Raw genomic sequence first — 13739 nt, forward strand, 5'->3', positions numbered from 1 at the left:
CTCCTTGAATTCGTAAGATCGGTTCCGATCCAGATGGCCGCGGATTTGGGCGGGCTCGGTCTCGCACCGAGCCCGCCCGCCGCCTCGGGAACACCCGGGCCGGACCTGTGTCGTTCCTCTAGCGCTGCAGGGTCAGCAGACCCGGCCGGTAAGGCAGGCGGCCGTAGTCCATGCCGTCAGAGCTGGGGTCGCGTCCCTGGTAGAGGAACTGCAGGTTGGAGGGGTCAATGGTCTTGGTCTGGTCGGGGTTGTTGCGAACCAGATCGCCGTGGCTGATGTCGGCGGTCCAGGTGACACCAGTGTTGGCCCTGCCGGCGAACGGGCTGCTCTGGGTGTTCGCGCCGGCCTGGGGTGTCCATTCGCCGTCGAGGCTGGTGGCCGTAAACGAGCGGAAGAAGCGACCGTTCGACCCCATGGCCTCGACGATCATGAGGTACTGGTTCTGCCCCTGGACCTTGTAGACCTCGACCGCTTCGAAGAGGTTCTCCCTCGTGTCGGTCATGATCCTGGTGTAGTTCGAGCCGAAGCTGCTCGGGAAGTTCCCGAGGGGCATGCTGGACCGGTAGATGTTGCCTTCGTCGTCGGCGAAGAACATGTACATGTTCTTGTCGTCAGCGATGAGGGTCTGGTCGATGGGGGCCCCGACGGGAAGGGTCGCTGTGAAGAGCTCCTGGTGCGGGCCCCAGCTGTTGGGGTTGGTGGGGTCGCTCGACGTGCGGTAGGAGAAGCTGTACGGCCAGCCCCACTGGTAGGCGAGCACCCAGGTGTTCTTCGGGGCGAGGTAGAGCAGCGTCGGCGCGATGGCACCGAAGGGCACCCTGGTCTGGGTGGCGTTGGCCATGTCGGACCAGTTCGTGAACGGGCTGAAGACCGTCGAGCCCCAGGCGCCGTTGGGAGGCGCTACCGAGTTGTGCGTGGTCGCGTAGACGAGGTACTGGCCGTTGTGGCGGACGACGGTGAAGTCCTTGAGCGAGACCTCCCCGTTCTGCGGTTGTGCCAGCGGGCCGGTCGATGTCCAGTTGTACGTCGCCGGAAGGCCGGTGCCGCTGTCGACGCGGACGAGTTGCCATTGCTGGTTGGCCCCGCCCCAGTCGCTGTACTGGACGACGATGGCGCCGTCGTTGGTGGCGGCGTTTTGGACTTCGACTGCTTTGTTGCTGTTGCGGTTGATGAGGCGGACGTAGCCGCTGCCGGAGTCGGCGAGTCGGAACTGCTGGTTGGCGCCGTTGTGGTCGGTCCACTGGTGGATGGCGGCATGGTCAGCGGTCGACCAGCTGGACACGTCGAGGACTTTGCCCGAGTGTCGGGCCTTGATGCGGAAGTAGCCGCCGCCGGCGTCGATGAACTGGAACTGCTGGTTGGCGGCGTTGGTGCGGGTCCATTGGTGGAGCTGGGCTCCGTCGGCGGTGGAGACGCCGCTGACGTCCAGGGCCTTGCCGCTGGCGCGGTTGACTAGGACGTACCAGGCGGTGGGGTCGGTCGTCTGCTGGGCTTGGGCTGCGGTGAACGGGTTGAGGGCGGCTGCGGCGGCGGCTCCGGCGAGCACGCCGGCTCCGCCGAGGAGCATTCGCCTGCGGCTTTTGGGGGTTTCCATCCAGGCCATGGTGGCCTCCTTGTCGAGGTTCGTCGGGTCGTGGAGTTGCGGGTCTTGTTGTTACGGGCGGGACGGGTGGTCAGTCGGCGGTGTTCGCTGCGGGTGCGGGCACGCCTCGGGACGGGGTCGGGTGGTCGGGTGCGGCCGGGGTCATCGGATGCTCCTTAGCGGGGGTAGGCACGAGGCATGCCTGTTATCGCTCACATGCCGCAGCTTGGACCGAAACATCTGATGAATTTTCCGGCGATTCGAACTATAGAGAGATCTCGATGTGTAGTCAACGGCTCGGCGAAGGTTTGTTGGTGCACCTGGCGTTAGGCTGCCGCGCCGAGCCCCGACCTCACGGTCGCTTCCCGGAGCCTGCGGGCATCGAGGGCGGGCAGATCGGGGACCGCCCACCGCCGACGGCGTCGTCCTCGGCGCCAATGCGACCGACTCGGAACAGCTGCCGCAGCGAGCCCTGACCGAACCGGAAGCCCGCCAGTGGCCGCGTGAAGGAAACACATGATCGATGGGCCGCACTGAGGGACGCGAACAGCGTTTCGGCCTCGGCAGCCCAGGGCCCAGTGGCTTCCGTTCGATGACCCGGGTCCGGCGTTGCGACCTCGAGCACTTTGGAGCGAGGTGTTCACCGGATATTAAGCAGCCCATGGCATTTGGGCAACGTGCTGCTCGCTTTGAGCGGGTTCACTCCTCAGACACGGAAGGCGGCTGATCGCCGTCGCTGTGATGGCTTTGTTCGAAAGCGCAAAAGCCGCACACCGCAGATCGCAGCGCAAAATCCTCTGACCAGCGGACACACTCGACGGTTGCCTGTCATGTTACAAATCACTCTCCTTGCGACACAACGAGAATCGGACCTAGAGTTGTCGATGAGGGACTGACATCCGGCAGTCGAGGCACGCCGCGGCTCCTGCAGCGCGGCGCATTCCCGAAGGAGCACCTGTGAGCGAGACCCCTCAAAGCGACGCAGGCAACGCTGGCGCCGACAAAGCGGAGGCGTTCGACCTCGCCGACTTCATGAGCGATTTCGAAAAGCAGATGGCGGCGCTGCGTCAGCGGGCGCAACCGGCGCGAGGCCTCATCGACGCCACGAGCGTCCGCCTCGTTTCCGACGGCGGCGAGGTCGCCGTGACCGTGACGATCTCCGGCAAGCTCGTCGACGTCGAGTTCCTGCCGGCCGCAGCGTCGGTCGCCCCCGTCGACCTCGCCGCACTGGTCGTCGACACGTACGACCGGGCCGCGACCGCGGCCCGCGAGCGCACCCACGACATTGTGGAGGGCTTCGTCGACCACAACGCGCAGGCCCGCAACCTCGCACGCCGCCTCATGGACCAGGCAGCCGCGGAACGGGCACGACGGCAGAGCGAGGAATCGTAGGACCCGCCCGGCCCGTGTAGGACCGAACGAGGACGGGACCTGTCACCGTTCCGAGGCAGAATCAGGCCATGTCCGATACGACTGGCCGCGCGCTCCTGCTCCTCAATCTGCTGCAGTCGCATCGGCACTGGTCCGCACCCGAACTGGCCCAACGCCTCGGCGTCACGGTTCGGACCGTGCGAAGGGACATGGAGCGGCTGCGCGACCTGGGGTACCGGATCGACTCCACCGCGGGCGTGCACGGCGGCTACCGTCTCGCGGCGGGAGCATCGCTGCCGCCGCTGCTCCTGTCCGACGAGGAGGCGGTCGCGATCGCGATCGGTCTGCGCCTGGTGGCGGCGGGCCGGATGCGCCGCGGCGCCGAATTCGCGCTGTCGGTCCTCGCCAAGCTCGAGCAGGTGCTCCCGGTGCGGCTGCGCCGCAGAGTGAGCGCCCTGGCCCCGGCGCTCCAGCACGCGCCCGGGAGTAGCGGGGTCTCATCGGAAGTGCTCACCGATCTGGCGCTGGCATGCCGCGATCGCGAGCGGGTGCGGCTCGGCTACACGCCCGCCGGAGGCGAGCGGCAGGAGCGCCGCGTCGAGCCCCACTCGCTCGTCCCGGTCGGCGGGGACTGGTACCTCGTGTGCTGGGACCTCGGCCGCGCCGACTGGCGGACCTTCCGCGTCGACCGCGTGCGGGACGTCGAGCCGCTGCGCGTCGCGTTCGCACCGCGCGCTCTGGCACCCGAGCGAGTGGAGGCGCTGGTCACCGTCGCGCGGACCTGGGTGCCCCGCACACCGGACGCGACCGCGGTCCTCGACATGCCGATCGGGGCGTTCAAGGCCGCCCTCGGCGAGTGGGCGCAAGGCGCGGAGGCCGATGGCTCGGAGCGGACGCGCTGGCCGGTGGGCGGTGCGAGCGTGCGCGACATCGCCTACGGCCTGTCGTGGCTGCCGGCGGGGACCCCGTATCGGGTGGAACTCGCCGACGCCGACCGGGAGGAGATGCGGGAGATGCTGCAGCACATGCTCACGGCGCTGGACCGGTGACCTCGCGAGGCCGCCGGTCCAGCGCCGGCGACGGGCGCTAGCCGGCCTTCCTGGGGTCGGTGAGTCCGGTCAGGGCCTCGTCCAGGCTGGAGTGGAGGTACTCGAGCTCGGGCGTGGTGAAGCTGGTCCAGTCCTCGGCCCCGTCAGCCTGCCACGCTCCCGCCGCCTCGTCCGATTCCGGAGTCTGCGACCAGTCCTGGACGGCGTCCGGGTCGTGCCGACACACCCACCAGAGGTTCGCCGCCGGGTCCTGGAACCGCGCGAGGGTGTCACCGAAGAAGTCGGTCGGACGCGTGAGGGTCCTCCCGCCGAGTTTCTCTGCGCGCGCGAGCACCGCGTCCACGTCGTCGACGTAGACGCGGACGAGCGCAGGCGTGAACGGCCAGTGCGGTTTGCGGTCGGCGACGGTGAGCAGTGAATCGCCGATGCGCAGCTCGGCGTGCAGGATGAGGCCGTCGGTGTCGAGCGTGCGGGCTTCGGGGACGTCTTCGGCCTCGAAGACTTCGGTGAGGAAGTCGATCAAGGCGGCGGCGCCGTCGGCCAGGATGAACGGGTTCACGGTGTTCGAGCCGGCCGGGACGGGAGGCGATGCGGTCATGACGGGTCCTTTCAACGGTGTCTGACACCCCCATGATCAGCGTGAACCAGGTCGGTTTCCGTCCTCATTCACGGTCGTGCGGCTGGGGATTTGCGAGCGCCGAGACCCCGGATGCTCAGCTCATCGACTTCAGGGGCACGCGCAGCGCGACCCTCCAGCCTCCTGCGTTCGTCGGCCCCGCCTCGAAGGCGCCTCCCAGCAGTTCCGCGCGCTGCTTGAGGCCGATCAACCCGTGCTTCGCGCTCGGCAGCGGCACCACCGGCCGTTTCGGCGCCGTGTTGACCACCTCGGCCAGTACGTCGCCGTCGTCCTGGGTGAGCTGGACGCGGACCGCGGCGCCGGGGGCGTGCTTGCGGGCGTTCGTCAGCGCTTCCTGCACGGTCCGGTAGATCGCCCGCTGCACCGGCGGGGTGAGCTCCGGCAGCGGCCCCTGCTCCAGCTCCGCCCCCATGCCGGTATTGCCGACCAGTTCGCCCAGCTGGTCGAGCGTGGGCTGCGGGGCGAGGCCGTTGCCCGCGCCCCCGCCGGCGCGCAGCACGCTCACCATGTACCGCAACTCATCCAGCGTGCGCGCCGCCAGCGTCCGGATCGTGTCGGCGGCGTCCTTCACGGTCGCGTCCTCGGTGCTGACCTGCAGTGCTCCGGCCCGCACCGCGATCAGGCTCACCTGGTGCGACACGACGTCGTGCATCTCCCGGGCCAGGTGGGCGCGCTCCTGCGACAGCACCTTCTGCGTCGCCAGCGCCTGCTCGTGCTCGCGGACCTCGTCGATCTCCTCCAGGCGCCGTGACAGCTCCTGCTTGGTCTGCAGCAGCTGCCCCAGGAACACCGCCGCGCCCGCGGGAGCCAGCGAGTACACGCCCCACACCGGCCACGCCGATTCGGCCAGGATGTCGCCGCCGCCCCACCACGGGGCGATCGTCAGTCCCGCGTACACCAGGGCGCATGCGCTCAGCAGCCACCGGTTCCGCGTCGAGCATGCGACCGTGAACAGCGCGATCAGCGACGCGGCCGACTGGCCCATGAGCAGCGGCATCGGCAGTGTGGCGATGAAGACCGCCAGCGGGAACCGGCGGCGCACCGCCAGCGCGAGCACCCCGGCAGCGAGGACGGCGTCGTCCCACCAGTTCCCGGGAATGCGGTTGAACCACAGGTCGGCTCCGGCCACGGCGATGAGGGCGGCGTCGAGGAGGACGGCGGGCCAGCGTGAGCCCGAGTGCCACCAGGCCGTCAGGCGGGCCGGGGCCGAGGTCACCGCTGCCCGCCTTCGTCGAGCAGGCCCGCGCGTTCGGCCAGGAGCGCGGCCTGGACCCGGTTGGCGACCTGGAGTTTGGCGAGGATCGCCGAGACGTGGTCTTTGACGGTGCCGACGCCGAGGTAGAGGCGGGCAGCGATGTCCGCATTGGACAGTCCGTCGGCGAGGTGCACGAGGACGGCCCGCTCCCGGTCGGTCAAGCTGTCGACGAGGCCGGTGTCGGCGGGCCGGCTGCGGGCCGCCGCGAGGTAGCCGTCGACGACGGTGGAGGTGACCTTGGGGGAGAGCACCACGCCGCGGGCGGCGAGGGTGCGCACCTGCAGGGCCAGGTGATCGGGGGCGGTGTCCTTGAGCAGGAACCCCGCCGCGCCCCGGTGGAGGGCGGCGGCCACGTACTCGTCGTTGTCGAAGGTGGTGAGCATGGCGACCACGGGCGGCGAAGGCTTCGCGAGCATGCGGTCGAGCACGGTCAGACCGTCCACATCAGGCATGCGGATGTCGAGCAGCACGATGTCGGGGTGCAGGCGTTCGGCCTCGCCCACCGCACGGGCGCCGGTGACGGCGCCGACGACCTCGATGTCCGGTGCGGCGCTGAGGATGAGCTCGATGCCGCTGCGGATCAGCGCCTCGTCGTCGACGATCAGTACCCGGATCACGGCAGCTCCTCGCTTGTCGGTTCCACGGATCGATTCGTAGCACGGCCGGACCTCGCCGCGCTTCCATCGCGGCCGTTCCGCGGCGATTTCCGCCGGTCGGCGGGGGTCCTCCGGTCTGTCGGCGGGCGAGGAGGCCCCGTCAGGAGGGAGCGGTTCCCGCCGTCTGCGGCGGCGCGGCGGCCCTTCGCCGGATGGGAAGCGCGCCCGCACGGCCGCAAGCTGAGTCCATGACTGACACCGACACCGTGCAGAGCGAGCGGACGCTGCGGCTGGTCCGCACCGACCGCGAGACCCCGCCTGAACCGAAACCGCAGCGAAGCGGCGCACTCGGCCGTGTGCTCGGGCTCGACCTGGCCCGCGCGCTGGCGATCTTCGGCATGTTCTACGCGCATGTGGGACCGATGCAGGAGTTCACGAATCCCGTGGTCGACACGGTCATGCAGATCCCGCACGGCCGTTCGTCGGCCCTGTTCGCGATCCTGGCCGGCCTGTCGCTGGTCCTGCTCGCGGGCGGCCGCCGACCGCGGCCCGCGCTCGAACGCCGGCAGCGGATCGTGAAGATCGCCATCCGGGCGGTCCTGCTGATCGCCCTCGGCACGGCGCTGGCCCTCTGGTTGCACACCGACATCGTCATTCTGGCGTTCTACGGCCTGTTCTTCCTCCTCGCGCTGCCGTTCGTGCGGTGCGGGGTCAAGACGCTGGCGGTCCTCTCGGCCGCGTTCGCACTCGTCGGCTCCGTGGTCTTCTACTGGATCTCCATGGCGCAGCCGGCCTTCGTGACCGCGCTCAACGCGCACGACCCGGTCACCCGCATGGGCGCCGACGGCCTCGGCCGACTGCTGTTCACCGGCCTCTACCCGGCCGTCCCCTGGATGGCCTACCTCTTCGCGGGCATGGCGATCGCCAAGCTCGACCTCGCCGCCAAGGCGGTGCGCATCGGCATGGCCTCGGTCGGCGCCGGACTGGCGCTGGTCGGCTACGGGCTCTCCTGGGTGCTGCAGCAGGTCCTGTTCGCCGGAGGCGGCATGGGCGGCGGCTCCATGAGCGGCGGTCCCGGCTCCTCCGGTTCGGGCTCGGCGTCGTCTTCGACGGGCTCGTCCGGCACGTGGTCGGACTCGATGAGCGGGTTCGATCCGTGGTCCCCGGACATGCTGCAGTTCCTGCTCTCGGCCTCGCCGCACTCGGGCACCGCGTTCGAGCTGCTGGGCAACATCGGCATAGCGATGCTGGTCATCGTCGGATCGGTCGCGCTGCTGGACCGCTCGGCGCTGGCCCGCAAGCTCCTGACGCCGATCACGGCGGCCGGCGCGATGTCCCTGACCTTGTACGTCGCCCACCTGTGGGCACTCAACCACGTCCCGTCGAACAGCGACGGCGGCGCGGTCACCGCGGCACTGGCGGTGTGGGGCTGGTTCTGCCTGGCGGGCGTCGCGTTCGCCTTCGTGTGGTCCCGGTTCTTCAAGCGCGGACCGCTCGAATACCTCATGCACTGGGCGACCAGCCCCGCCAAGCTGATCCGCTGACCGGACACGGCACGCAAGGAGGGCCGCCGGGCCGGGGCCACCGCCCCGGCCCGGCGGCCCCCCACCATTTCGCAGGGAGTACCGACATGACCGAGGGAACCGCGGCCGCCGTGCCGGGGCCACCGCCCCGGCCCGGCGGCCCCCCACCATTTCGCAGGGAGTACCGACATGACCGAGGCAACCGCTCACGCCGTCACGCTCGCGCGTGCGGACGACACCGACCTCCCGGCCTTCCGGAAGGAGCTGCAGCGGGCGTTCACCGAAGCGGCCGCCGCGTACGGCATCGGCGGCGAGGAGGTCCCGATCCCTCCCGATGAGGACGTCCGGGCCTCATGCCGCGCGCCCGGAGCCGCCGTGCACCACGTGCTGCTCGAGGGGGCGAGGATCGGCGGCGCGGTGGTGAGGATCGACGACCGGACGCACCGCAACTCGCTGGATTTCTTCTACATCGCCCCCGAGCACCACGGCCGCGGCATCGGCCTCGCGGCGTGGAAGGCGATCGAAGCGGCGTACCCGCAGACCGAGGTGTGGGAGACCGGGACGCCCTCGTTCGAGCAGCGCAACATCCACTTCTACGTCAACAAGTGCGGGTTCCGCATCGTCGAGTTCTTCAATGCGCACCATCCCGACCCCCACGACCCGCACGGCGGGGAAGCGGACGACGACCACGGCGAGGGCCCGGAGGGGTTCTTCAGGTTCGAGAAGGCCATGCGGCCCTGAGACGGTGGTCGGCCGGGCCCGTGCGGCCGCCCCCGCCGATCGGGGCCCCGGTTCCCGCCGATCGGCGAGTCTGAAACCGCGACCTGCCGGGTGGTTCGCGCCGTCCCTTCGCCACAGAGTGGAGACATGACACATTCGCAACCGCCGCAAGAGAAAGCGGCCCCGCAGGAGCACGCACCGCCCTCGCTTCGAACTCCGGGCGAACCCGATGATCCCGCCCTGACCGCTCCCCCTTCGAAGGGCGACGCGTCGATGGGACGCCTGGTCGGGGTGGACCTGGCCCGCGCGCTGGCCGTGTTCGGCATGTACATCGTGCACGTCGGGCCGATGCTCTCGACCACGAGCGGGGTGGGCAGCTGGGTCCGCTACATGGCCGACGGCCACTCGTCGGTCCTGTTCGCCACCCTCGCGGGTTTCTCGCTGATGCTCATCGCCGGGCGCAAGGAGCCCAAGACCGGCCTCGCCGGACGAAAAGCGAAGGCGCGCATCGCGATCCGCGCCGTCGTCCTGCTCGCCTTCGGCACCCTGCTGGCGAAGCTCTACGGCGACGTCATCATCATCGGCTTCTACGGGGTCTACTTCCTCGTCGCCATGATGTTCCTCAAGCTGAGCGCGAAGACGCTGGCGATCACCGCTGCGGCGCTCGCGGTGGCCGGGCCGCAGCTGGCGTTCCTCATGCGCCCGCTGCTGAGCGACTCATTCCAGCAGGCCGTCGACGCGTACGACCCGCTGGAGAAGCTCAGCGGCGTCGGCGTGATCGACCTGCTGTTCACCGGCTTCTACCCGACGGTCCCCTGGATCGCGTTCGTGGTGGCCGGCATGGCCCTGGGACGTGTCGACCTCTCCGCCCCCGCCAACCAGCGCCGCCTCGCCGCCCTCGGCGCCGGGCTCACGGCGGTGGCGTACGGCCTCTCGCTGCTGCTGGCCGGCAAGGGCGCGCTGCGGAGCATGGCCGAGGACGGGTCGTCCTCAGGCTCGTGGTCGGGTTCGGGCTCGGGGTCCTGGTCTGGCTCCTCGAAGCCGCCGATGGACAGCGGGTCGTTCGAGTACCAGCCGTCGGTTCGCGAGCTGTTCGTCGCCGGCCCGCACAGCGGCACCACGTTCGACATCGTCGGCAGCGTCGGCATCGCGATCCTGGTGATCGTGGGCGCGACCTTCCTGATGGACCGCCTGCCGCGCCTGCGCCGCCTGATGACGCCGATCGTCGCGGTGGGCACGATGTCCCTGACGGCCTACGTCGGCCACTTCGCCGTCATGTCCTGGCTCTCCCTGCCCGGCGGCGGTGTCCGCGGTTCCTGGGTCCCGGTGCTCACGCTCATCCTCGGAGCGATCGTGTTCGCCGCCATATGGTCCCGCTTCTTCAAACGCGGGCCGCTCGAGTACCTGCTCAACCTCGCCACCAGGCCGGTGAAGCACCTCAAGTGACGTAGGAGGTCGCACGACCACCGTCCGAAACCGAGGCGGGCGCCGAACCTGTGCGGTTCGGCGCCCGTTGCCGCTTCCCCGCCTGTGCACGGCGACGCGCCCGAAAAACCGGCACACGGGCGCACCCGCGGTACATCATCGAGGTCCGCCCGGGTACCCGGTGCGCCGACAGGAGGTGCCGCGGCATGACTGAAGCCGAGACGTTCGACGCGGTGGTCGTCGGGGCGGGGCCGAACGGGCTGGTCGCCGCGAACCTGCTCGCGGAGGCGGGCTGGGAGGTGCTCGTCCTGGAGGCCGCCCCCGACCCGGGCGGCGCCGTGCGCACCACCGAGATCGCCCCCGGGTTCCGCGCGGACCGGTGCAGCGCGTTCTACCCGCTCGCCGGGGTCTCCCCCGTCATGCGCGGACTCGACCTCGAACGGCACGGGCTGCGCTGGCGGCGCGCCCCGGACGTGCTCGCCCACGTGATGCGGGACGGCCGCGCGGCCGTCCTCTCGCAGGACCTCGACCGCACGGCCCGTTCGCTCGACGCGTTCGCCCCCGGTGACGGGGACGCGTGGCGGGCCGAGTTCGATCGCTGGCGCCGGGTCCGCGAGCCCTTGATCGACGCGATGCTGCGCCCGTTCCCGCCCGTCCGCGCGGGCTCCCGCCTGTTGCGGGAGCTCGGCGCCGGCGGCGCGCTCCGCTTCGCCCGCGACCTGATGCTGCCCGCCCGCAGGTTCGGAGAGGAGCGCTTCAGCGGCGAAGGGGCCCGGCTCCTCGTCGCAGGCAACGCCATGCACAGCGGCCTCGGCCCGGACCAGGCCGGCAGCGGCCTGTTCGGGTGGCTGCTCTCAATGGTCGGCCAGGACGTCGGCTTCCCGGTGCCCGAAGGCGGCGCGGGCAGCCTCACGGCGGCCCTGGTCGCCCGGCTCGCCTCGCTCGGCGGCCGCATCGACTGCAATCGGCCGGCCGCGAAGATCCTGCACGCCAGGGGTGTCGCCGTCGGCGTCCGTGACGGCGAAGGCGGCCTCATCCGGGCCCGGCGGGCCGTGCTCGCCGATGTCACCGCCCCGCACCTGTACCTCGACCTCGTGGGCGGCGAGCACCTCCCGGCGCGGCTCTCGGCCGACCTCAAGGCGTTCGAATGGGACCCCGCGACGGTCAAGGTCGACTGGGCGCTGGACGGGCCCGTGCCGTGGACCGCCGAGGCGGCCTCGCGCGCCGGCACCGTCCACCTCGGCGCGGACCTCGGCGGGCTCTCCTCGATGAGCGCCGACCTCGCCTCGGGCCGCGATCCGCGCGAGCCGTTCCTGCTCATGGGCCAGATGACGACCACCGACCCGACGCGCTCCCCGGCCGGGACCGAGACCCTGTGGGCGTACACCCGGCTGCCCCGCGGGGGCGACTGGAGCGCCGACCGCGTGCGCCGGGCCGTCGACCGCATCGAAGCGGCCGTCGAACAGCATGCGCCCGGATTCGGCGACCGGGTCACCGCGCGCCTGGTCAGCGGGCCGCGGGAGCTGGAAGGTCTCGACCGCAACCTCGTCGAAGGCGCCATCAACGGCGGCGCCGCGGCCGTTCACCAGCAGCTCTTCTTCCGGCCCGTGCCCGGTCTCGCCCGGGCCGACACGGTTCTGGACCGGCTCTTCCTCGCCAGTGCCTCCGCCCATCCCGGCGGGGCGGTCCACGGCGCGGCGGGCGCGAACGCCGCCCGCGCGGCGCTGGCCCGCAACGGCCTGGCGGGCGGGGGCTACCGCGCCGCCGTCGCGGGCGCGCACCGCCTGCTCTACCGCGAGGATTGACCGGTCGCGCCCGTGACCGGTGTTTCACGGCCTGCTGCGGCGGGTACCTGCTGAAGCGCGCGGCCGCGACCTCCGCGCCGGATGAAGGCGGTGCACCATGGGGCGGAAGACGGATGTCGACGCGATGCGGCGGGGTGTGACCGCCCGCGTCTCGGCCCCGCCGGAGGCCGTCTACGCGGTGCTCGCGGACGGGTGGAACTACGCGTCCTGGGTGGTGGGGGCCTCCAACATCCGCCACGCCGACGAGCAATGGCCCGCGAAGGGCTCCCGCATCCGGCACAGCATCGGGCCTTGGCCGCTGGTCATCAAGGACTCTACGATCGTCGCCGCCGCCGACCCGCCGCGTCTGCTCGTACTGGAGGCCCGCATGTGGCCGTTCGGGAAGGCCCGCGTGCGCTTCGACATCGCCGCGGACGGCGAGGGCGCCAAGATCAGGATGACCGAACTCGTCGTCAAGGGGCCGGTCGCGGCACTCCCCGACCCGGTCCAGGCCAAGCTGCTCGGGCCGCGCAACCGGGAGACCCTGCGGCGGCTGGCGCGACTGGCCGAGGCCAAGGGCCGGTCCTAGGACGCCCCTCGCCGACGGTCAACACCCCTGGCCGATGCACGGCAGCCCGCGGTATTCACGGGCTGGTCATGGTTGGTGAGGGTTCAGACGGTCGGCGACGAAAAGGTGGGAGCGGGGTCGGGGTGGGGTGGCGGGCTCGGGTCCGGTTGAGTCGGGGTTCGAGCCGGCAGCGACGAAAAGGTGGGAGCGAGGTCGGGGTGGGGTGGCGGGCTCGGGTCCGGTTGGGTTGGGGTTCGAGCCGGCAGCGACGAAAAGGTAGGGGCGGGGTGGGGTCGCGTGGCGGGACTCGGGTGGGATTCGCGGGCGGGCGGCGACACTCCCGAGCGCGGGGAGCGGGGGACCGCTTCCCGTTGCGGCGCTGCGGTTCCAAGGCGGAACATGAAGATCTTGTACGCCTGTGGGTGATGACGGTCGGGGGCTGTTCGAGGGATACTTGAGGTACGTACAGGGACAGGAAATTTGTACAGGTGTCGGGGCTGGTGTAAGCAGACTAAGCCAAGCCTCTGGCCGAACCGACAAACCGACTTGTTTCGAGGCGACGACCCCGCAAGCCAGGGGTGGCCCTCCGCTACTGGAGGCGACCGATCTCATCCCCGTGCCATCGCCCGCAGCTGTCCGCGCCCCCGAAGGGCCGTGACTGGGTGGACGATCCTGGTCCGGATCACCCTCACCAGAAGGAAACACCTCACACGGAGGCGTCTTCAACCCCAGCCAGACCCGCCAGCGTGACCGGCACTCCAGGCCGAGCAATGAGGACTCGGACCCGGCACAGTACCGGCACCACGTCCATGGCGACCAGCACCACCAAAGCACCACCCTCGCCCGAACGCGCCCTAGTGCGCGGACGAGCACCACCACCGCCCGAACGCGCCACCGTGCGCGGGCGAGCCGGATCCTGTCCGGGCGCGATAGCGCGCGGGCAACGCCCGGCCGCCAGGACCAAGGTCCCGGGCAAGAGGCACACACCAGGAGGCGACACCACCACCCGCCGCCCACCAGGGCTCCACCAGGGCTCTACCAGGGCAGGACGGCCCGACCATTCCCACAGTCGAGGAAGGCAACAGCACCCTCCCCGGTGGGAACGGCGCGACCAGGTCAAGGCCCTCGTGTCGAAGCGAAGCGAAGCGACGCGACCGACACCGATCGACCACAGCAGCAGCACGAGAGGAGGTGACACGACATGACGAACACGATCCTGCCCATGAACC

11 protein-coding genes are annotated in these 13739 nt (G+C 70.6%); 7 read left to right on the forward strand and 4 right to left on the reverse strand.

Annotated features, from left to right (window positions below; genetic code table 11):
• Positions 1-118: 118 nt before the first annotated feature.
• A complete protein-coding gene (locus QWI33_RS28435) occupies positions 119-1594 on the reverse strand; it encodes a non-reducing end alpha-L-arabinofuranosidase family hydrolase (RefSeq protein ID WP_435367598.1) in 1476 nt (491 codons plus the stop codon).
• A 945-nt stretch (positions 1595-2539) separates the two neighbouring features.
• Here QWI33_RS28435 and QWI33_RS28440 point away from each other — a divergent pair.
• Entirely contained in the window at positions 2540-2974 is a 435-nt protein-coding gene (locus tag QWI33_RS28440) for a YbaB/EbfC family nucleoid-associated protein (protein ID WP_289959003.1), read from the forward strand.
• 68 nt (positions 2975-3042) lie between these two features.
• On the forward strand, positions 3043-4002 hold the full coding sequence (locus QWI33_RS28445) for a helix-turn-helix transcriptional regulator (RefSeq protein ID WP_289959002.1): 960 nt from the start codon (positions 3043-3045) through the stop codon (positions 4000-4002).
• 37 nt (positions 4003-4039) lie between these two features.
• On the opposite strand, the gene QWI33_RS28450 is transcribed toward QWI33_RS28445, so the two are convergent.
• From QWI33_RS28450 to QWI33_RS28460, 3 genes are all read right to left on the reverse strand, one after another.
• Entirely contained in the window at positions 4040-4600 is a 561-nt protein-coding gene (locus tag QWI33_RS28450) for a VOC family protein (RefSeq protein ID WP_289959001.1), read from the reverse strand.
• A gap of 115 nt (positions 4601-4715) precedes the next feature.
• Entirely contained in the window at positions 4716-5855 is a 1140-nt protein-coding gene (locus tag QWI33_RS28455) for a sensor histidine kinase (protein WP_289959000.1), read from the reverse strand.
• A complete protein-coding gene (locus tag QWI33_RS28460; RefSeq protein WP_289958999.1) occupies positions 5852-6511 on the reverse strand; it encodes a response regulator in 660 nt (219 codons plus the stop codon). The genes QWI33_RS28455 and QWI33_RS28460 overlap by 4 nt, the downstream gene beginning before the upstream one ends.
• A 227-nt stretch (positions 6512-6738) precedes the next feature.
• Here QWI33_RS28460 and QWI33_RS28465 point away from each other — a divergent pair, with 227 nt between their 5' ends.
• The 5 genes from QWI33_RS28465 to QWI33_RS28485 all read left to right on the forward strand — a co-directional run bounded on the left by QWI33_RS28465 (position 6739) and on the right by QWI33_RS28485 (position 12531).
• Positions 6739-8034, forward strand: a complete 1296-nt coding sequence (locus QWI33_RS28465; protein WP_289958998.1) for a heparan-alpha-glucosaminide N-acetyltransferase domain-containing protein — start codon at positions 6739-6741, stop codon at positions 8032-8034.
• Positions 8035-8202: 168 nt separating this feature from the next.
• A complete protein-coding gene (locus QWI33_RS28470; protein ID WP_289958997.1) occupies positions 8203-8754 on the forward strand; it encodes a GNAT family N-acetyltransferase in 552 nt (183 codons plus the stop codon).
• Between the two features lie 126 nt (positions 8755-8880).
• Entirely contained in the window at positions 8881-10179 is a 1299-nt protein-coding gene (locus tag QWI33_RS28475) for a DUF418 domain-containing protein (protein ID WP_353895529.1), read from the forward strand.
• A gap of 185 nt (positions 10180-10364) precedes the next feature.
• Positions 10365-11963, forward strand: a complete 1599-nt coding sequence (locus QWI33_RS28480) for a phytoene desaturase family protein (RefSeq protein WP_289958995.1) — start codon at positions 10365-10367, stop codon at positions 11961-11963.
• A gap of 97 nt (positions 11964-12060) precedes the next feature.
• Positions 12061-12531, forward strand: a complete 471-nt coding sequence (locus QWI33_RS28485; protein ID WP_289958994.1) for an SRPBCC family protein — start codon at positions 12061-12063, stop codon at positions 12529-12531.
• The last annotated feature ends 1208 nt before the right edge of the window (positions 12532-13739 follow it).

It is taken from the genome of Glycomyces tritici (assembly GCF_030403505.1).

Coding starts and splice junctions, on each gene's coding strand:
- QWI33_RS28470 (WP_289958997.1), top strand. CDS start 8,203: ATGACCGAGGCAACCGCTCACGCCGTCACGCTCGCGCGTGCGGACGAC.
- QWI33_RS28445 (WP_289959002.1), top strand. CDS start 3,043: ATGTCCGATACGACTGGCCGCGCGCTCCTGCTCCTCAATCTGCTGCAG.
- QWI33_RS28485 (WP_289958994.1), top strand. CDS start 12,061: ATGGGGCGGAAGACGGATGTCGACGCGATGCGGCGGGGTGTGACCGCC.
- QWI33_RS28450 (WP_289959001.1), bottom strand. CDS start 4,600: ATGACCGCATCGCCTCCCGTCCCGGCCGGCTCGAACACCGTGAACCCG.
- QWI33_RS28465 (WP_289958998.1), top strand. CDS start 6,739: ATGACTGACACCGACACCGTGCAGAGCGAGCGGACGCTGCGGCTGGTC.
- QWI33_RS28475 (WP_353895529.1), top strand. CDS start 8,881: ATGACACATTCGCAACCGCCGCAAGAGAAAGCGGCCCCGCAGGAGCAC.
- QWI33_RS28435 (WP_435367598.1), bottom strand. CDS start 1,594: ATGGAAACCCCCAAAAGCCGCAGGCGAATGCTCCTCGGCGGAGCCGGC.
- QWI33_RS28480 (WP_289958995.1), top strand. CDS start 10,365: ATGACTGAAGCCGAGACGTTCGACGCGGTGGTCGTCGGGGCGGGGCCG.